Source organism: Pseudomonas sp. RIT-PI-q (assembly GCF_001297125.1).
Classification (GTDB): Bacteria; Pseudomonadota; Gammaproteobacteria; order Pseudomonadales; family Pseudomonadaceae; genus Aquipseudomonas.
Map to the genome: position 1 here is coordinate 76,041 of NZ_LHPC01000028.1, position 20,652 is coordinate 96,692.

The 20,652-nt window shown below is 62.0% G+C and carries 14 protein-coding genes; 9 read left to right on the top strand and 5 right to left on the bottom strand.

Annotation, left to right across the window (positions count from 1 at the left end; all coding sequences use genetic code 11):
* Nucleotides 1–4 precede the first annotated feature (4 nt).
* From AEQ67_RS12830 to AEQ67_RS12870, 9 genes are all read left to right on the top strand, one after another.
* A complete protein-coding gene (locus AEQ67_RS12830) occupies nucleotides 5–1,351 on the top strand; it encodes an LLM class flavin-dependent oxidoreductase (protein WP_059404227.1) in 1,347 nt (448 codons plus the stop codon).
* On the top strand, nucleotides 1,348–2,031 hold the full coding sequence (locus AEQ67_RS12835; RefSeq protein WP_059404228.1) for a peroxiredoxin-like family protein: 684 nt from the start codon (nucleotides 1,348–1,350) through the stop codon (nucleotides 2,029–2,031). Before AEQ67_RS12830 ends, AEQ67_RS12835 begins: the two co-directional genes overlap by 4 nt.
* Before the next feature lie 13 nt (nucleotides 2,032–2,044).
* The gene (locus AEQ67_RS12840) at nucleotides 2,045–3,055 is read left to right on the top strand and encodes an ABC transporter substrate-binding protein (protein WP_059404229.1); all 1,011 of its coding nucleotides are present in this window, start codon (nucleotides 2,045–2,047) and stop codon (nucleotides 3,053–3,055) included.
* A 1,097-nt stretch (nucleotides 3,056–4,152) separates the two neighbouring features.
* Entirely contained in the window at nucleotides 4,153–5,352 is a 1,200-nt protein-coding gene (locus tag AEQ67_RS12845; protein ID WP_059404230.1) for an acyl-CoA dehydrogenase family protein, read from the top strand.
* Nucleotides 5,349–6,308: a D-isomer specific 2-hydroxyacid dehydrogenase family protein gene (locus AEQ67_RS12850; RefSeq protein ID WP_059404231.1), complete on the top strand. Its 960-nt coding sequence runs from the start codon at nucleotides 5,349–5,351 to the stop codon at nucleotides 6,306–6,308. The genes AEQ67_RS12845 and AEQ67_RS12850 overlap by 4 nt, the downstream gene beginning before the upstream one ends.
* Before the next feature lie 414 nt (nucleotides 6,309–6,722).
* On the top strand, nucleotides 6,723–8,855 hold the full coding sequence (locus AEQ67_RS12855) for a TonB-dependent receptor (RefSeq protein WP_059404232.1): 2,133 nt from the start codon (nucleotides 6,723–6,725) through the stop codon (nucleotides 8,853–8,855).
* 181 nt (nucleotides 8,856–9,036) lie between these two features.
* A complete protein-coding gene (locus AEQ67_RS12860) occupies nucleotides 9,037–10,611 on the top strand; it encodes a flavin monoamine oxidase family protein (protein WP_059404233.1) in 1,575 nt (524 codons plus the stop codon).
* Between the two features lie 155 nt (nucleotides 10,612–10,766).
* Complete coding sequence (locus AEQ67_RS12865) at nucleotides 10,767–11,264, top strand: RidA family protein (protein WP_059404234.1); 498 nt, start codon at nucleotides 10,767–10,769, stop codon at nucleotides 11,262–11,264.
* 36 nt (nucleotides 11,265–11,300) lie between these two features.
* On the top strand, nucleotides 11,301–13,796 hold the full coding sequence (locus tag AEQ67_RS12870; protein ID WP_059404235.1) for a TonB-dependent receptor plug domain-containing protein: 2,496 nt from the start codon (nucleotides 11,301–11,303) through the stop codon (nucleotides 13,794–13,796).
* Nucleotides 13,797–14,140: 344 nt separating this feature from the next.
* Here the strand turns inward: AEQ67_RS12870 and AEQ67_RS12875 are convergent, their stop codons facing one another.
* The 5 genes from AEQ67_RS12875 to AEQ67_RS12895 are packed head-to-tail and all read right to left on the bottom strand — an operon-like array spanning nucleotide 14,141 to nucleotide 20,651.
* On the bottom strand, nucleotides 14,141–15,793 hold the full coding sequence (locus AEQ67_RS12875) for a dipeptide ABC transporter ATP-binding protein (protein WP_059404236.1): 1,653 nt from the start codon (nucleotides 15,791–15,793) through the stop codon (nucleotides 14,141–14,143).
* Complete coding sequence (locus AEQ67_RS12880) at nucleotides 15,790–16,677, bottom strand: ABC transporter permease (RefSeq protein WP_082377834.1); 888 nt, start codon at nucleotides 16,675–16,677, stop codon at nucleotides 15,790–15,792. Before AEQ67_RS12880 ends, AEQ67_RS12875 begins: the two co-directional genes overlap by 4 nt.
* Entirely contained in the window at nucleotides 16,674–17,684 is a 1,011-nt protein-coding gene (locus AEQ67_RS12885; protein ID WP_059404237.1) for an ABC transporter permease, read from the bottom strand. Before AEQ67_RS12885 ends, AEQ67_RS12880 begins: the two co-directional genes overlap by 4 nt.
* 10 nt (nucleotides 17,685–17,694) lie before the next feature.
* Nucleotides 17,695–19,287 (bottom strand): ABC transporter substrate-binding protein, encoded by a 1,593-nt coding sequence (locus AEQ67_RS12890; RefSeq protein ID WP_059404238.1) that lies wholly within the window; start codon nucleotides 19,285–19,287, stop codon nucleotides 17,695–17,697.
* Entirely contained in the window at nucleotides 19,284–20,651 is a 1,368-nt protein-coding gene (locus AEQ67_RS12895) for an LLM class flavin-dependent oxidoreductase (RefSeq protein WP_059404239.1), read from the bottom strand. The genes AEQ67_RS12890 and AEQ67_RS12895 overlap by 4 nt, the downstream gene beginning before the upstream one ends.
* Nucleotide 20,652 lies beyond the last annotated feature (1 nt).

A 20,652-nucleotide genomic window follows, 5' to 3' on the forward strand; every position in this document is an offset into this window, starting at 1 on the left:
AACCATGAGCAAACAACGGCAATTGAAACTCGGTGCGATGGTCCATGGCGTCGGCCATGGCTGGGGCGAATGGCGCCACCCGCAGGCCCTGGCCAACGCCAGCGTGAACTTCGACTTTTACAAGCAGCAGACGCAATTGGCCGAAGGCGCGAAGTTCGACTTCGTGTTCATCGCCGACAGCCTGCACATCCACGAAAAATCCAGCCCGCACTACCTCAATCGCTTCGAACCGCTGACCATTCTCTCGGCCCTGGCCGCGACCACACGGCACATCGGCCTGGTGGCGACCGTCACCGTCAGCTACACCGAACCGTTCCAGGTCGCGCGCCAGTTCGCCTCGCTCGACCACATCAGCGGCGGTCGCGCCGGGTGGAACGTGGTGACCTCGTGGCTCAGCGGCACCGCCGATAACTTCGGCAAGGCCGAACACCCGCCGCATGCCGTGCGTTACCGCATCGCCAAGGAACACGTGAATGTGGTGAAAGGCTTGTGGGACTCCTGGGAAGACGATGCCTTTGCCTACGACAAGCAAAGCGGCGAGTTTTTTACTCCCGGCAAACTGCATGCGCTGGAGCACAAGGGTGAGTTTTTCTCGGTCAAAGGCCCGCTCAACATCGCCCGTTCCCGGCAAGGTCAACCGGTGATTTTCCAGGCCGGCACCTCGGAGGCGGGTCGCAATTTCGCCGCCGAAAATTCCGATGCGATTTTCGTCAGCCCTGAAGGCTTCGACGAAGCCCGCGCCTACTATCAAGACCTTAAAAAACGCGCCAGCGGCTTCGGCCGGGAGGCGCAGAAGCTGTCGGTCCTGCCGGGCATCCGCCCCATCGTCGGGCGCGATGAAGCGGAAGTTGAAAGCCGCTACCAGCAAGCCGTTGAGTTGGTGACCATTGAAGATGCGATCGTCGCCCTCGGCCGCCCGTTCAACGACCATGATTTCAGCCAATACCCGCTGGATGCCCCGTTCCCAGAACTCGGCGATCTCGGCTCGAACAGCCAGAAAGGCGGCTCGGACCGCATCAAGCAACTGGCCAGGGACGAAGGCCTGACCTTGCGCGAAGTCGCCCTGCGTTTCTCCCGGCCACGGCGCGATTTTGTCGGCACGCCCGAGCAGGTTGCCGATGCGCTTCAGACGTGGTTTGAACAAGGGGCTGCGGACGGTTTCATCATCAATTCGTTGTTGCCGGATGGCCTGCAGTATTTCACCGAACTGGTGGTGCCGATCCTGCAACAGCGCGGGCTGTTTCGCGACGAGTACAGCGGCAAAACCCTGCGCGACAACCTTGGCCTCGACGTCCCCATCAACCGTCACACCACCGCTCAAGTTGAAGAGAAAAGCGAGGCACTGGCATGAGCGAATCCCTCAACCACCTGTTGGCGAATCTGCATGCCGAACGTCTGGCGACCTGGGAACCGGCGGCCCTGCAAGTCAATATCGACCAGCGTCAGCGCCTGGTGAATGAAGCCCGGGTCGACGACTTCGTCAAGGCCGGCGACTCGCTTGAGCCCTTCACCTTGTTGAAGGTCGAAGGCGGCAGCCTGAGCCGCGACGAGTTGCTCGCCAACGGTCCGGCGGTGCTGATTTTCTTCCGCTTCGCTGGCTGCCCGGCGTGCAACATCGCCCTGCCCTATTACCAACGCCAGCTCTATCCGCAACTGCATGCGCTGGGGGTGCCGCTGGTGGCGGTCAGCCCGCAAGTGCCGGAAAAGCTGGTGGAGATCAAGACCCGGCACCACCTCGATTTGCAAGTGGCCAGCGACCCGGACAACCACCTCGGCCGACGCCTGGGCATTCTCTACAGCTTCGATGAAGCCTCGCGCAAAGCTGCACTGGCCAAGGGCAAGGGCATCGGCGAAACCACCGGCACCGGCACCTGGGAATTGCCGCAACCGACTGTGGTGGTCATCGCCCAGGACGGCACGGTGGCTTTCGCTGAAGTCAGTCCGGACTGGCTGGTGCGTACAGAAGCCGAGCTGGTGTTGCGCGCAGTCGAACAGTTGCTCGGGCAAACCGCCTTGCAAGTTGCCATCTGACAAGAGCCTGACCATGACGAAAAAGATCACACAGGGACAGTTCAATCGTCGCGGCTTCCTGACGGCCAGTTCCATCGCCCTCGGTGCGTTGGGGCTGTCATCGCTCGGCTTGGCCCCGCGTGCGTTCGCGCAAAACGCCAGGCTCTCGGACCTGACGCTGGGCGTCGCCACCTACCGGGGCCAGGACTCGTATTTCACCGAAGACGCCGGCACCGCTGATACGCCCTACAAGGTCGACTACTCGGAATTCGCCGGCGGCAACCTGATCGTCGAAGCCTTGGCCTCGGGCAGCCTGGACGTTGGCGGGATGAGTGAGATTCCACCGATCTTCTCGATCCAGAGCCATCGGCAACCACGGCTGATCGCGGTGCTGCAAGGTGACGTGAACAACCAGGTGTTCCTGATTCCCAAGGACTCGACACTGGAATCGGTCGCGCAGTTGCGTGGTAAGCGGGTCGGCTACGTGCGCTCCACCACGTCGCACTATTTCCTGATCAAGGCCCTCAAGGAACAAGGCCTGACCATGAAGGACATCACGCCAGTGGCGCTCACGCCGCAGGATGGTTTCAGCGCTTTCCAGAGTGGTCAGCTCGACGCCTGGGTGATCTACGGCGTGTTTATCCAACTGGCGAAATTCCGCAGTGGCGCCCGTGTGTTGAAAACCGCGCTGGGTTATCTGTCCGGCAATTATCTGATCGCCGCACGCCCCGCCGCACTGGAAGACCCACTGCGCAAGCAAGCGATTCAGGACTACCTGCAACGCCAGGCGCGCACGCTGGAATGGATCAACAACAACCCCGAACCCTGGGCGGCCAAATCGGCGCAACTGCTGGGCGTCGACAAAGCAGTGTTTCTCGACATGTACAACAACCGCAGCCAGGCATCGAGAATCATCCAAGTGAGCGACCAGGCCATAGCCTCGCAGCAGGAAGTCGCCGATTTGTTCTTCGACGCCGGCGTGTTGAGCGAACGGCTCGATGTCAGTCCGTTGTGGGACAAAAACTTCCCGTTGCTGCCGCTATGAACCAGGCCAGACAGCGCACCCAGGCCACCGTAGGAGCTGGCTTGCCAGCGAAAGCGCCGGGTCAGGCGACTTCGATGTTGTTGGGGCCACCGCCATCGCCAGCAAGCCGGCTCCTACAAAGGGTTTGTGTCATACCCCGACCAACTGTAGGAGCTGGCTTGCCAGCGAAAGCGCCGGGTCAGGCGACTTCGATGTTGTTCGGTCCACCCCTATCGCCAGCAAGCCGGCTCCTACAAAGGGTTGGTGTCATACCCCGACCAACTGTAGGCGCTGGCTTGCCAGCGAAGGCGTTGGGTCAGGCGACTTCGATGTTGTTCGGTCCACCGCTATCGCCAGCAAGCCGGCTCCTACAAAGGGTTTGTGTCATACCCCGGCCAACTGTAGGCGCTGGCTTGCCAGCGAAAGCGCCGGGTCAGGCGACTTCGATGTTGTTCGGTCCACCGCTATCGCCAGCAAGCCGGCTCCTACAAAGGGTTTGTGTCATACCCCGACCGACTGTAGGAGCTGGCTTGCCAGCGAAAGCGTTGGGTCAGGCGACTTCGATGTTGTTCGGTCCACCGCCATCGCCAGCAAGCCGGCTCCTACAAGGGATTTGTGTCATACCCCGGCCAACTGTAGGCGCTGGCTTGCCAGCGAAAGCGCCGGGTCAGGCGACTTCGATGTTGTGGGGTCCACCGCCATCGCCAGCAAGCCGGCTCCTACAAGGGGTTTGTGTCGCACCCAGGCCTACATGGGGTTTGTGTCATACCCCGGCCGACTGTAGGCGCTGGCTTGCCAGCGAAGGCGTTGGGTCAGGCGACTTCGATGTTGTGGGGTCCACCGCTATCGCCAGCAAGCCGGCTCCTACAAGGGGTTTGTGTCATACCCCGGCCAACTGTAGGAGCTGGCTTGCCAGCGAAGGCGTTGGGTCAGGCGACTTCGATGTTGTGGGGTCCACCGCCATCGCCAGCAAGCCGGCTCCTACAAGGGGTTCGTGTCATACAAACACGCATCCATGCCATGGGCGTTTGTGTCACGCAATCACGCACCCAGGCCAAGGGGTTTGTGTCACGCAAACAGATACCGGCTCTCTCCCTTTTTGATCGAGTGAATTCACCATGAGTCTTTCCTCTCAACCTGCTCCACCCCTGAGATCCGTCGAGGTGGCCCATTTCGACGCGTTGCTCGCAGGCATCGGCGAACAACTGGCCGCCAGCGCCCACGTTTATGACGAGAGCGGTGCCTTCCCGCAGGACAACTTCACGCTGTTGCATGAGCACGGCCTGGTCGCACTGACCGTGCCCAAAGCCCTCGGCGGTGGCGGCGCGAATCTGGCGCAGGCGCGCAAGGCCATCAGCGCGATCGCCAAAGGTGAGCCCTCGACCGCGTTGATTCTGGTGATGCAATACATCCAGCACGCCCGCCTGCAGGACAGTAAAAACTGGCCCGAAGCGCTGCGCCTGCAAGTGGCTCAAGACGCCGTCCGGGATGGCGCTTTGATCAACGCCTTGCGCGTCGAACCCGACCTCGGCACCCCGGCCCGTGGCGGTCTGCCCGCGACCATCGCCCGGCGCACCGCCGCAGGCTGGCGCATCAGCGGCCGGAAAATCTACTCCACCGGCAGTCATGGCCTGACCTGGTTCAGCGTCTGGGCGCGCAGCACCGATGAAGACCCGCTGGTCGGCGTCTGGCTGGTGCACAAGGACACACCCGGCATCAGCATCATCGAGGATTGGGACCATCTGGGCATGCGCGCCACGTGCAGCCATGAAGTGGTATTCGACAATGTGCTGGTGCCGCTGGATCACGCCGTCAGCGTTAGCCCGTGGAGCGCCCCGCAACCCGAGCTCGATGGCGATGGGTTGCTGTGGATGTCGGTGTTGCTGTCATCGGTCTACGACGGGGTCGCCCAAGCCGCACGCGACTGGTTGGTGGGCTGGCTGGAAACCCGCAAACCGTCCAACCTCGGCGCGGCACTATCGACCCGGCCGCGCTTTCAGGAACCCGTCGGCCACATCGACGCCCTGCTGTTCGCCAATCGCAGCCTGCTCGATGCCGCTGCTGAAGGGCACACGCCGGCGAGTAACGCGGCGCAACTGAAATACCTGGTGACCGGCAACGCCATCCGCGCGGTCGAGTTGGCCATCGAGGCGTCCGGCAATCCTGGTCTGTCACGCCACAATCCGCTGCAACGGCATTACCGCGATGTGCTGTGCAGTCGTGTCCATACGCCGCAAAACGACGCCGTGCTGCAAGGCGTCGGCAAAGCGGTCTTCGCCCAGCGCCAGTCTGCATTCCAATTTGGAGAACGCCCATGAGCCAGCTTGTTATCGCCAGCCAACTGGATGAAGACTTCAACGAAGTGATCCGCCAGCGCCTCGCGCAATCGCACCCCGGCGCCCGCGTCATTGGCGTACCGGCCGGCGTGCCCAGCGACCTGCCGGCGGAAGTCGGCATCCTGCTCGCGCGACCAATCAATGTGCGCGGTTATCAGGCGCCGGACACACCGCCACCGGGCTGGCCCTATGGCTTGCAGTGGATTCAAGTAGTGTCTTCAGGCATCGACTTCTACCCGAAATGGCTGTTCAACGGTCCGCCGGTAAGCACGTCGCGGGGCAGCGCTGCGGAGAACATCGCCGAATTCGCCCTGGCCGCTATCTTCGCTGCGGCCAAGCGTTTGCCGGACATTTGGGTGCACGACTCGCAATGGAGTTTCACCGCGCTGACGCCGCTCAAGGGCAGCACGCTGGGGATTCTCGGCTTCGGCGCCATTGGCCGCAGCCTGGCGACCAAGGCCCACGCGCTGGGTATCAATGTAGTGTCGCTGCGTCAGAGCCAGGTGCCGTTCGAAGTTGAGGGTGTGGAAGCGGCGAAGGACATCCATGACCTGTTTGCCCGCGCCGATCACCTGGTGCTGGCCGCGCCCCTGACCGACTCGACCCGGCACATCGTCGACAGCGCGGTGCTCGCCAGTGCCAAGCCCGGCCTGCACCTGATCAACATCGCCCGAGGTGGATTGCTTGATCATGGCGCCCTGCTTGAAGCACTGGACACCGGACACATCGGCCTCGCCTCGCTGGACGTCACCGAGCCCGAACCGCTGCCGGATGGGCACCCGCTTTATGCGCATCCCCGGGTTCGCCTGTCACCCCATACCTCGGCGATTTCGAGCAACAGCCGCCACGAAATTGCCGACAGTTTCCTGGCCAACCTTGAGCGCTTTCTCAATGGCCTGGCGCTGGAGAATCCGGCGAACGTCCAACGCGGGTATTGAGTACAACCGATCTACCGTCATCGCGGGCAAGCCACGCTCCCACAGGTTATGCATCACTTGTGGGAGCGTGGCTTGCCCGCGATTGCGTTTTAACTGCCAAACACGAACATCAGCATTACGCATCTAAATAACATTTTTAATGCCTGTTTTTTATAATTACCTTATAACTAATCGGACTTTTACAGCCTCTATTTATACAAATATTGTTACAACCATCACCGACCCCTGACCAGGTGGAGGCCCACGGAACTGCACGTTTTTCCGGCCGACACCACTCCACGGTCAACCGCCACACCCAAACCTGAAACCGGCTCAAGCCGCCATCGCCATGGCTTTCAAACCCTGGCCCCGGCAACGCTTTGCCTAAAAAAACATAACGACATCAACGCCGCACTGACACACCTGGGGCTCACCATGCACACCACTTTTCGTTCAAACCGCCTGACGCTGGCGGTATCGCTGGCGATGTTCGGCTTGTCGGCCCACGCCGACGAAACCACCAAGGATGGTGCCCTGCCGGTTGTGACCGTCACCGCTGAACACCACAGCGAAGACCTGCAAAAAACCCCGCTGGCGATTTCCGCGTTCGACGAAAAAGCCCTCGAAGACAAACAGATCAAAAGCATTCGCGACCTCTCCGGACAGGTGCCGAACCTGACCCTCAGCCGTCAGTCGATCTCCTACAGCGCGCAGACCTACGGGATTCGTGGCATCGGTGAGACCGATCCGATCCAGGAATCGGCCGTCGCGGTCTACGCCGATGACCTGTACATCCCACGGGCCATTTCCTCAATGCTCGACTTCAACGACGTCGAGCGCGTCGAAGTCCTGCGCGGCCCGCAAGGCACGCTCTACGGACGCAACAGCAGCGCCGGCGCGATCCGTGTGATCACCCGCGACCCGACTCAGGAAACCCGTGGTTTCTTCGAACTCGGAGCCGGCAACTACAACGCTCAGAACGGCCGCTTGCTGATCAGCGGCCCGCTGGTGGACAACGCATTGTTCGGCAGCTTTTCGGCGATTCGCCTGACCCGAGACGGCACCGTCTCCAACCCGACACGCGGCTCGGACGTGAACAACGTCGACATCCAGTCCTATCGCGGCAAGTTGCGCTTCAAGCCCGACGATTCGCCGTGGGATGTGCAACTGACCCTGGCCGGTACGTTCGACCGTGGCGACACCACCAGCTACACGCCGTTTGATGCCGACGGCCACTTCGACAAATTCAAGAGTTACAGCAGCCTCAACCCAAAGAACCGTCTCGATCAGGGCAGCTCGGTGCTGCGCGCGATCTACGCCATCGACGATCACCTGAACTTTAAATCGGTGACCGCCTATTCGGCGTTCCATCAGCCGGTGAACTACGACAACTCGGGCCAGGCGGCGCTGATCCAGCAAAACCTGATTTTGTACAAGCAGGACTACGCCACCCAGGAGTTCCAGCTCAACGGCGATTACGACAAGTTCAGCTTCAGCACCGGCTTGTACCTGTACCACGAAAAATTCGACGCCGACCGCGACAACCTGACGTTCTCCGTCGCACGCAATCGGGTGATCGGCCAGGGCCAATACAGCACGACCAACACCGAGAGCTACGCCTTGTATGGCCAGGGCAGTTACAAAATCACACCCCAGCTGTCGCTGATCGCCGGGCTGCGTTTTACCCGCGAGCACAAGAACTTCGACTACACCAACTACGCCATCACCACCGACCGGCAAATCACCGGGACCAACTTCAGCGCCGATTCGAGCAAGTCCTGGCAGTCGACCAGCCCGAAACTCGGCTTCGAATACGCCTGGACCCCACACCTGAATCAGTACGCCTACGTGGCCAAAGGGTTCAAGGCTGGTGGCTTCGACAACCGTGCGCCGACCCAGGCCGCTGCCGAACAGGCGTTCTCGCCGGAGGACGTGACCACCTGGGAAACCGGCTTCAAGGGTGACTTCTTCGACCAGCGCCTGCGCGCCAACCTTGCGCTGTTCTACAACGACTACAAAGACCTGCAAACCAACGCCTACGACCCGGCGCTGGGTGTCAGCCTGCGGACCAACGTCGGCCAGGCGCACACCTACGGTGTCGAACTGGAAACCCTGAGCGCGCTGACCAACGATCTGCAACTGACCGCCAACGTTGGCTACCTGCAAAGCCAGTACGACGACTTCGAAAATGCCAGCGGCGCCGGTGTCGATGCCAACGGCAAACAGCTGGTGTTCTCGCCACGCTGGAACGCCAGCGTCGGCCTCAACTACACGATCCCGGCCGGATTGCCCGGCGTCTGGCTGGCCGGCACCGATGCGCAGTTCCAGACCAAGTCCTTTGCCAATGCGCTAAACGACGACGTCCAGGAAATCCCCCAGCAGACCTTCTGGAACGCCAACACCCGCTACCTCTCCAGCGACGGTCACTGGACGACCACCCTCGCGGTGAAAAACCTGCTCGATCGCGCCTACCCGCAATCGGTCGGCTACGTGCCTTCCAGTGGTGCTCGTTTCTACTCGATCAACGACCCGCGCACCGTCCTGTTGTCGGTGCGCTACGACCTTTAACCGCAAAAACAACGACACACCTTTGATGGTCACGAACCTCCCGGTAGGAGCTGCCGAAGGCTGCGATCTTTTGATTCTGGCGCCCGTTCAGACAACGCGTCGCCTCAGGGAAAAGATCAAAAGATCGCAGCCTTCGGCAGCTCCTACGGGGGTTCAAGGTAAACACACAAGGAGCACCATTATGGCTTTCACTCGCAGGGAACTGATTTCCCGTATTGCCGCCGTCGGTGGCTATTCCGCCGCAGTCAGCGCCCTCTCCGCGCTGGGGCTGACGCCTCAGGCGGTGGCCTCGAGTTTCAACCCGCTGCAACTGGGCAGCAGTGGCAAAGGCAAAAATGTGGTGGTGGTCGGCGCCGGGATTTCCGGGCTGGTCAGTGCCTATGAGCTGCGCAAGGCCGGCTTCACGGTGACCATTCTCGAAGCCCGCGAGCGGGTTGGCGGGCGCAACTGGACGTTGCGTCGCGGCAGCAAAATCGATTTCGACGATGGCGTCAGCCAGACCGTCGACTTCGATGACGGGCAGTTTTTCAACGCCGGGCCCGCGCGCATTCCCAGCCATCACCAGACGATCCTCGGTTACTGCCGCGAGTTGGGCGTCGAGTTGCAAGTGCTGGTCAACAGCAGCCGCAACGCATTGGCCTTGCCGGACCCGAAAAAGCCGGCCTTCCAGTTACGCCAGGCGGTCAACGACACCCGCGGCCAGCTGTCCGAACTGCTGGCGCGCACCGTCAGCCGCAAAGCCCTCGACCAGGACTTGAGCGCCGACGACCGCCAGGCATTGCTGAATTTCCTCAAGGTCTACGGCGACCTCAATGCCGACTTCAAATATAAGGGTTCGGTGCGCTCGGGTTACGACCGTGTGCCCGGTGCGGGCGATCAAACCGGTGTCACCCGCGCGCCGCTGGAACTGCAAACGCTGCTCAATCCCAAGCTGTGGGGCGCCTTGGTGTTCGATGAGATTCCGGAGTTCTCCTCGACCATGTTCCAGCCGGTCGGTGGCATGGACCGGATTCCCTATGCCTTCTACGAGAAGCTCAAGGACGCGGTGCGCTTCAACGCCGAAGTCAGCGACATCCAGACCTCGGAAAATGGCAGTCGCATCACTTACCGCGATCGCAAGACCGGCACCACGCAAACCCTGAACGCCGATTACGCCATCGTCACCGTGCCCCTGCCGCTGCTGGCCAAACTGCCGAGCAACTTCAGCGCACCGTTCAAGCAAGCCATTCTCAGCGCGCAAAGCGATCAGGCCAACAAGGTGGCCTGGCAGTCACCGCGATTCTGGGAAACCGACTTCAATATCTACGGCGGGCTCTCCTACCTCGACCATGAAGTCAAAGGCTTGTGGTATCCCAGCGATCGCCTCAACAGTGCCCAAGGCATTCTGGTTGCCGCATACAACACCAGCGAATCGGCCCAGGCCTTCAGCAAAAAATCCCTCGCCGAACAGTTCGCCTCTTCCCGCCAAGCCGTTGAACTGCTGCACCCCGGCTACAGCGCCAAGCTGCAAAAACCGGTGGCGATCAACTGGTCCAAGGTGCCCTTCAGCAAAGGCCCGTGGATCGTCAACGACGAGGTCGGCGAGAGCGCCTACCAAATTCTCAACGAACCGCAGGGCCGCACGTATCTGGCCAGCGATGCCCTCGCTCACGGCGGCGTCGGCATCTGGCAGAACAGCGCCGCCGACTCGGCGCGACGCATCGTTGCACTGATTGGCCGGCATGCCGAACGCCATCAACCGGGCGTTGCTGCCTGATGCCAGTCAGTTAAGCGCAATCCCTGTGGGAGCGAGCTTGCTCGCGAAAGCGGCAGCACAGTCAACATTGATGTCGCCTGACACACCGCCTTCGCGAGCAAGCTCGCTCCTACAGGTTGATCACCCCTGACACTTTTCAATTAAAGGACTGACCGATGAAAGCCATCACTTTGCTCACAGGATTTCTCATGACCGCGACCGTACTCAGCAGCCACGCCGACGAGATCAAACGCGTCGCCCTGCCCAACTCGAACTTCCCGATTTCACTGGCGGTGTCGGTGCCGGCGCAAACCGACTTGCTGTTCGTCAGCGGCCTGCTCGCCGACCTGCACGACCCGAAAGCACCGAAGGATTCCTTTGCCGCCTACGGTGATACCGCGACCCAGACCACTTCGATTCTGAACAAGCTCAAAGGCGTACTGGAAAGCCAGGGTCTGGGGTTAGGCGATGTGGTGCAGCTTCGAGTGTTCCTGGTGGGTGATCCGGCCAAGGGCGGCAAGCTCGACTTCGCCGGGCTGCAAGAGGGCTACACACCGTTCTTCGGCAGTAGCGCGCAACCGAACAAACCGGCGCGCACCGCCGTGCAAGTGGTGGCCCTGCCGCTGCCCGGTGGCCTGGTGGAAATCGAGGCCGTCGCCGCGCGCAAGAAGTGAAATGGACATCACCCGACATTCAGGAGCTTCACGTTTATGTTCAATCACCCAGAGCGCCGTTTAGCGCCGACGTACCGCCCATTATTACTGCCCTTGTCGATTGCCTGCGGTCTCGCGTCATTCAGCATCGACGCCGCTGAAACCAGTTCACCGACCCTCAACACGGTGGTCGTCACCGGCAACCGTGGCACCGAACAACGCACCGTCACTACCAGCCCGACCCCGATCGATGTGGTCACCGGCGAGCAACTGCGATCAGTAGGTAAACCGAGCCTGCTGGAGGCGCTGAGTAAATTCATCCCCTCCTTCAACCTGCCCGACCGCGCCGGCTGGGATGCCAGCGGCGTGGTGCGCTCGGCCACGCTGCGCGGGCTGACCGCCTCCCACGTGTTGGTGCTGGTCAACGGCAAACGCCGACACACCAGCGCCACGCTGAACATCAACGGGATCAACAGCGGCGCCGCGCCGAGCGACCTCGACCTGATCCCGGTGGCGTCCATCGATCACATCGAGGTGTTGCGAGACGGCGCGGCCGCCCAATACGGTTCGGACGCGATTTCCGGGGTGATTAACATCATCCTCAAGCAGACCACTGGCGGCAGTTCCGACACCACCCTTGGCCAGGGCTACGACGGTAAACGCGGGACCGGGCAAGAGGCGATCAACTATGGTTTTGAAGTCGGTGAAGCCGGCGTGCTCAACCTCTCGCTCGACACCCGCTATCAGGAACGCGACAACAAGGCCGGCAGCAACGGCTACAGCTCGCACTACTATCCACTGGCCGACGGTTCGCCCGATCCGCGCGAGGCCAGCGCCAGCCATCACACCTACAAAGGCTATGGTTTGCCGCGCAGCCAGTTGGCCGATGCCGCCTACAACCTCGACCTGCCGCTCAATGATGCCGTCACGCTGTACTCGTTCTCGACCGTGGCCACGCGAGAGAACAATGATGGCCAGAACTTCCGCCTGCCCAGCGGCCGAAACACCATCACCACTGGCCCCAACGGTTTTCCCGACGGCTACAGCCCTTACTGGCTGGTCAACGAAACCGACTTCCAGTCAGCGTTCGGCGCCAAGGGCGACAACATCGGCATCGGCAGTTGGGCCTGGGACCTGAGCAGCACCTACGGGCGCAACTACGCCAAGCAACGCACCTACGACAACCAGAATCCGTCGCTGGGCGAAAACACCCCGAACAAGTTCACCTCCGGCATTTACATCGCCGACCAGTTGACCAGCAACCTGGATTTGAAAAACAGCTACGAGATCGGTCTGGCCAAACCCCTGGATGTGGCCTTCGGTTTCGAGCATCGGCGTGAAAGCTACGAGACCCGCGCCGGCTCCGAAGCCTCGTATATCGATGGCGGCTACGTATTCCCGGCCGGCCATCCGCGTGCCGGGCAACGGCCTGATCCGGGGGCCCAGGTCACCAATGGCATTACCCCTGACGATGCGCAGAAAGTCAGTCGCAACAGCGTCGCCAGCTACATCGACCTGGGTTTCTATCCCGTTGAGCAGTGGTACTTCGGCGTCGCTGCGCGCTACGAGCACTACAACGAAGGTGTCGGTGGGACCCGCAGCGGCAAGCTCAGCACCCGCTACGAGTTCAACCCGGTGTTCTCGGTGCGCGGCACCATCAGCAATGGCTTTCGCGCACCGTCGCTGGCCAACGAGATCTTCACCGCGCGCTCGACCGGGTTCGACACCATCAATGGCGTCTACCAGTCCTACAACTACGTGATCCTGCCGGTGGACTCGGCAGGCGCCCAGGCGCTCGGTGCCAGCGCGCTGAAACCGGAACGCTCGACCAACTTCAGCCTCGGTTTCGCCCTGCCCCCCAGTGACGACCTGAGCCTGACCGTCGACGGCTACGTGATCAACCTGCGCGACCGCCTGGTGCTCAGCGAACGCTTCCAGGGGCCAGGCGTTGCTGCCCTGCTCGACAGCATCGGCGTGCCCGCCACGGCCGGGGCACAGTATTTCACCAACGGCGCCAACACCCGTACCTCAGGGGTCGATGTGGTCGGTAACTACCAGCAGAACCTGAACCAGTTCGGTTCGGTACGCTGGACCGCGGCGCTAAACTACAACCACACGCAAATCCTCAGCGTCAACGAAACCCCGTCGCAACTCACGGCTGTGGGCAGCAACTTTCAGTTGCTCGGGCGCCAGTCGCGAGCACTGATCACCAAGACCTCGCCGAGCAGCAAGATGATCTTCTCCGCTGATTGGGCGATCCACGACTTCGACGTCAACCTGCGGCTGACCCGTTATGGCACGTACACCGAGGTCAACAGTTCGAGCGATTCGAGCCTGGATCGCGAGTATTCGGCCAAGTGGATTACTGACCTCGACGTGGCGTATGCGCTCACCAAACAACTGACCGTCGCTGTCGGCGCACAAAACCTGTTCGACAAATACCCTGACCATATTGGTGTTCCCAATTCCTCGTTTGGCGACAACTGGGGCAGCTATTCACCGTTCGGCTTCACCGGTGGTTATTACTACAGCCGCGTGCAATACGCGTTTTGATTGTGCCGCCAGGTATCGGCGGCCACCAATCCCTGTAGGAGCTGGCTTGCCAGCGATGGACGTTAACGATGACGCGTTCCAACCGGGTAAACGTGGTGCATGGGAGTGCTTCGCTGGCAAGCCAGCGCCTACAGGGGCGCGGTGGTTTTCAGGTGTCGCGTCGGATCAAAAATCGCAGCCATCGGCAGCACACCTGACCATCTGTGCCCACCCATCCCCTGTAGGAGCTGGCTTGCCAGCGAAGGACGTTAACGAAGACGCGTTTCAATCGGGTAAACGTGGTGCATGGGAGTCGCTTCGCTGGCAAGCCAGCTCCTACAGGGGTACGGGGTTTCAGATGCTGCTTATGCTTGTGCGGCGGCCAGTTCGAAGGGCTGGCCGGAGGCTTCGAGGCTGTGCCGTCGCCCCGGGATATCCGCCAACAGACTTCGTGTGTAGTCACTGCAAGGAGACTGGAAAATCTGTTCGCAAGCCCCCTGCTCCACCACTCGCCCCGCCTGCATCACCACCACCTGATCGGATATCTGCCGGACCACGGCCAAATCGTGAGAGATAAACAGATAACTCAAACCGAGCCTCGCCTGCAGCTCCCCCAGCAACTTCAAAATCTGCCCCTGAACCGAAGCATCCAGCGCCGACAAAGGCTCATCGAGCACCAACAGTTCCGGTTCCAGCGCCAGCGCCCGGGCAATCGCCACACGCTGGCGCTGGCCCCCGGACAATTCAGAGGGACGACTGCCGAGTAACCGTGCCGGCAGCTCAACTTGCTCCAGCAAGATCGCCGCTTGTTGTCGTCGCCAACCCCCATCCCCGACTGCAAAGGCTTGCAGCGGCTCACAAATAATCTGCTCCAGGCTCAAGCGCGGATTGAGCGACGCATAAGGATTCTGATAGACCACCTGAATCCGTCGACGCAGGGCCAGCCACTCACGCTGCGACACCTTGCTGATCTCCTGACCGTCAAACACAACGCTCCCTGCATCAGGCCGCTCAAGACCGAGGATCAACCGCGCAGTGGTGGACTTGCCCGAACCCGACTCGCCCACCAGGCTGGTGGTGCCCCGACGGGGTAAATGAAAGGAAACCCCGTCGACCGCCGCGGGCCCCGGGTTGCGCCAGGTCGAAAAGTCTCTACTCAGATCCCGCACCACCAACAGCGCATCAGCCTGCTGCACCGCTGTCGGCGCGCGCCGTTGTTGCACGGTCAGGCTCGGTGCGGCGCTGAGCAATTGTCGCGTGTAGGCGTGTTGCGGCGCCTGGAAAATCCGCCGGGCATCGCCGGCCTCGACGATACGCCCCTGATGCATCACCAACAGCCGATCGGCGCGATCAAGCGCCACACCCAGGTCATGGGTGATCAGCAACACGGCGGTCCCACGCTCGCGGGCCAGCGCTTGCAGGCGATCGAGAATTTGCCGCTGCACGCCGACATCCAGTGCGCTGGTGGGCTCATCCGCGATAATCAGCGGCGGATCGTTGGCCAGGGCAATGGCGATCAACACACGCTGGCGCATGCCGCCCGAGAGCTGATGCGGATAGCCGCGCACCACGCGTTCGGCATCCGCCAGACCGACCTCGCGCAGCAGGTCCAGGCTGCGCTCACGAGCCAGCGCTTTCGGCACACCGTGCAGGGTCAGGGCTTCAATCAGTTGGCTGCCGATGCGCTTGACCGGATCGAGTGACAACCCCGGGTCCTGGGGGACGAAGCCGACACGGCGCCCGCGAATCGATTGCCACTGGCGCTCACTGGCCTGCGTCAGCTCCTGACCCGCCAGGCGGATGCTGCCCGCTTCGATCCGCGCGTTAGCGGCGAGCAACCCCACCAGCGCCGCTGCCGTGGTCGACTTGCCCGAGCCGGACTCGCCGACAATCGCCAGTATTTCTCCGGCTTGCAGCTGGAAACTGATGCCCGCCACGCCTTCGGTCCGCCCTTCGCGTCCCTGATACGCGATACGCAGATCCCGCACGTCCAACAAAACGTCCTGTTGCCGATTCATCCACGTGCTCCTTGATCATCCTGTAAAGCCCTGGCCAATTGATTGGCCGACACCCCCACCGCCGCCACCACCAGCCCCGGCAAACTGGTGTACCCCCAGGCGGACACCATGTAGTTGCGTCCTTCCGACACCAGCAACCCCCACTCTGGTTGCGGCGGCGGTGCGCCGAAACCGAGAAAACTCAAGGCCGACACCGACAGCACTGCGCTGCCAAACTCCAGGGCGGCCAACGCCAATACCGGCGCGGTCGCGTGCGGCAGGATGTGCCTGAAGATGATGGTCCACGGCCCCACACCGCAGGCTGACGCGGCTTCGACAAAGGTGCTGGCGTTCCAGCGCAGCACTTCGCCGCGGACCAGCCGCGCGAACGTCGCAACGGACGACAAGCCGACCGCGAGGGCAATGTTCAAGGTGCCAAAGCCCAGCACGGTGATCACTGCCATGGCCAGCAGCAGCGCTGGAATCGCCATCAGGATTTCCACCAGGCGCATCAACACAGCATCGACCCAGCCGCCAAAAAATCCCGCCAGCACACCCAGCGCGATGCCGCTGAACAAGGCGATCACCACCGCCAGCAAGGTCGCGCGCAACGACAGGGCCGCGCCATGCACCGTGCGGCTGTAGAGATCGCGTCCCAGATGATCAGTGCCAAACCAATGCTCCAGCGACGGTCCCTGCAATGCGCTGGCCGGGACGCCGAGCAGTGGATCGAAATGGCTGAACAGGTGCGGCCAGAGCGCCCAGCTCACGACCAGCAGCAACACCAACAACCCCAGCGGCAACAACGGCCGCCGGCGCAACACGCGCAGCAGCGTGGCCCGCCAGCCCGCGCGCCAGGGCGTCTGGCGTGCAGTGGGCAGCGTATCAATCAGTCCACCACTCATCGTCTGGCTCCTGTGGCGTTGGCGCGAATACGCGGATCAAGCAGCGGATACAACAGGTCCACCAGCAAGTTGACGACGATGAAAATCAACGCCGCCAACAGCACCACGCCCTGCACCATCGGGATGTCCTGGCTGCTGACCGCCGCTTGTGCCAGGCGCCCGACGCCTTCACGGGAGAACACGGTTTCCGTCACCACCGAACCCGCCAGCAGCGAACCGACAATCACCCCGGACACGCTCAGAATCGGAATCACCGCGTTGTGCAGGACATGCACCAGCAACAACCGCAGCGGGCCAAGCCCCTTTGCCCGCAAGGCTTCAACGAAAGGCTGGCGCCAGGTCGCCGCCAACGACCGCGCCAGTACCTGGGCGATCACGGCGCTGGTGGGAATGGCCAGCGTCAGGGCCGGCAGCACCAGCGAGGCCAGTCCCTGATTGCCCATCGCCGGAAACCAGTGCCAGCCGAAGGAGAACCACTGCAACAGCAGCAGTCCGACCCAAAAAGTCGGCAGTGACACGGCCACGGCCGGTAGCCCCAGCAACAGATCGCGCAACCAGGCTCTGCGCGTCAGACTGGCGCCCAAGGCCAGGCCCATGCCCGCCACCAAGGCCACCGTCAGCGCCAGGAACGTCAGTGCAGCCGTCGCCGGCAACGCGTCGGCCAACGACCGCGAAACCGGCTGGCCACTCTGGATCGAATTGCCAAAATCCAGCTGCACGGCTCGCCACAGGGCAATGCCGTACTGCACCGCCAAGGGTTCATCGAGATGATATTGCGCACGCAGCGCATCGACCTGCTGCTGGTTGACCGTGCTCTGCTCGCCACTTTGATTGAGCATGATGCTCACCGGATCGCTGGGCAGCGCATAGAGAATCAGGAACGACACACTGAACGCCGCCCACAGCACCAACACGGCCTGCCAGGCGCGGGCCAGCAGATAGCGCCAGAGCCCCGGACTGCGGCGTCGCGCGGCGGCCGGGCTCGCGGCCAATAAAGCATCACTCATCGCTCGGCCCTCATGGCTGCAACCAGGTGTCGAAGAACTGCAACCGCGACGAGGCTTCGTAATGCAGGCCTTGCACTGCTTTGCCGTGGGCCATGACGGTGGCCAGTTCAATCAGCGCAATGGCATGCCCGTCGCGCAACAGCCATTCACTGGCCTGGTCGATCAAGGTCTGGCGCTTGCCACTGTCCAGGGTCTCGGCGGACTCGCGCAGCAGTCGGTCGACCTCAGCCGGTTTTCGCTGGTTGATGTTGTAGCCCGCCGCATCGAACAGCGTGCGCAGCACATCCGGATCGGCGCGCGTCAGGTTGAGAAAGCGCAGGCTGAAGTCACCGCTGGCCTGTAGCGCAGTCACCTGGCTGAGGGTCGATTTGTTCAGGCGCAGGTCGATCCCCACCCGTTTCAGTTGTTGCTGGACCAGTTCGAGAATCGGTGTCGGTTGCCAGTAATCAAGACGAAACGACAGGCGCTGGCCGTCCTTGCTGCGGACCCCGTCCGCGCCCGGTTGCCAACCGGCTTCATCGAGCAGGCGCCGGGCGGCATCCGGGTCGTAGGTCAGAAGGCTGGAGTAATCCCGATAGAACGGCGTGCTACTGGCGACCAGGGCGCTGGCGGGTTTCTGGTAGCGGGAAATGATGCTTTGCAGTTCGGCCCGATCGATCGCCTTGTTCAGCGCCTGACGCACCTTGATATCGGCAAACAGCGGCGTCGACTCATTCAGCGCCAGGTTGTACACCACGCCGGGGTTGGCCCGGGTCAACAGCACCAGGCCCTGGCTGGCGAGGCTTTGCTCATCCTGCGGAGCGACGCCGGTGTTCACATCGATCTGCCCGGACGCCAGGCTACCGAGCCGTACACCGGATTCGGGAATGATCAGGAACTCGATGCCGTCGAGCCAGGCTTTGCCACTGTGCGCCGCCAGCGACGACCCCCAGTTGTAATCATCGCGCCGCTGGAACGAGACACTCTGGTTGTGCACGAAAGACTTCAGCACAAACGGACCCGAGCCAATCAGCTGCCCCTGGCAACGTTCACCGGCCGCCAGGCCAAGGGTCGCCCTGGACAGCAGGCCCAACGTCATGGTCGAGGTTGCCTGGAGAAACTGCGCGTTCGGCTGCTCGAACTCGACCACCACGGTGTGGCTGTCCGGCGTCTCGATGCCTTTGAGGCCGGCCAGGTACGTAGCCCCCAGAATCGAGCGCGCGCCAAGGGCGACGATGCCTTCGAAGTTGGCCTTGACCGCCGCCGAGTCAAGCGCTGTGCCGTCACTGAACGTGGCGCCCTCACGCAAGAAAAAGGTGAAACGCCGAGAGTCGGGATCGACCTCCCAGCGCTGTGCCAGCCACGGCACGATCGCACCGTTGAGCGGGTCCTGATCGGTCAGCGAATCGACCAGTTGCCGCCCGACATTGAGTGCCGTGTTGTTACCGGCCTGCTGTGGATCAACGCATTGCGGGTCACCTTCCAGCGCGACCCGCAGCGTGCCACCGTGCTGCGGTGCGGACGCCACCGCGCGGGGCGCGCTGCCCTGCGGATCACCACAAGCCCCCAGCATCAGCGCCAGCAGTGGCGCCGACAGATGCAGCCAACGGCTCCGCTCACTCATGATTGAACCTCTTTGAGCGGCTGGAGGTTCTGGCCGGCGTGGCGGTTGGCGATGTAAGGCAAGCCAAGGTTTTCGCGCAAGGTGTTGCCCTGGTATTCACGACGGAACAGCCCGCGCCGTTGCAACTCAGGCACCACGCCATCGGCGAAATCGCTAATGCCCTGCTGCAAGCCGGAAAACATCACGTTGAACCCGTCAGCCGCGCCGTTCTCGAACCACTCCTGAAAGTCGTCGGCAATGCTTTGCGGGGTGCCGATCAAAATACGGTGGCCGCCAGCGGTGAGTTTGTTGAACAGCTGGCGCACCGTCGGACGTTCCCTGCGGATCAGGTCAAACACCAGTTTCTGCCGGCTTTTGTGGGTGTTGGTGTCGAACTGCTCGGGCGGCAGCGGCACCAGTGAATCGAACGGCAACTCGGACAGGTCGAAGCCCAGGCTGGTAAAACGCGAGATCGAACTGAGGAACGATTTCGGGTCTTGCAGCTCCTGCAACTGGTCATATTTAGCCTGCGCCTCGGCCTGGGTTTTACCGACTATCGTGGAGACGCCCGGCAGGACCTTCAGGTGGTCGGGGTTGCGCCCCAGACGCTGGGCGCTTTGCTTGATTTCACGATAAAACGCCTGCCCCTGCTCGACCGTATGTTGAGCGGTGAAAATCAGTTCGCCGGCCCTCGCCGCCAGGCGTTTGCCGGAATCCGAAGAACCGGCCTGGGCGATCACCGGGTAGCCCTGCACCGGGCGCGCCGCGTTCAGCGGTCCCTGCACCTGGAAGTACTTGCCGTGATGATTGAGCACATGCAGTTTGTCGACATCGAGCCAGCGACCGGACTGTTTGTCCTGGATAAACGCATCGTCTTCCCAGCTGTCCCAGAGCCCCGTGACCACGTCGTAGAACTCCTCGGCCCGCTCATAGCGATCCGCGTGTTTGATGTGCGCGTCGAGGTTGAAGTTTTCCCCGCCGCCCAGCGACGTCACCAGGTTCCAGCCCACGCGACCGCCGCTCAGGTGATCGATGGAGGCGAACTTGCGGGCGATGTTGAACGGTTCGTTATAGGTGGTGCTGGCGGTGGCGATCAGGCCGATATGACGGGTCGCCAACGCCAGCGCCGGAAGCAGCACCAACGGGTCCCAGCGCACGCTGTTGGGACCGTTGGCGAGTGCCAGCGGATCGAGATCGACATTCACCGTGTCGTTGAAGAACAACGCATGAAAGCGCGCCGCTTCAAGCTTTTCGGCAATCGCGCGATAGTGTTCGAAATCGCGGAACGAGTCGCTGGCGGCCGTCGGGTGACGCCAGCTGGAGCCCTGTATCCCGGCGCTGGGAATGAAGGCACCCAGAATGATTTGTCTGTCGTTATGGCTCATG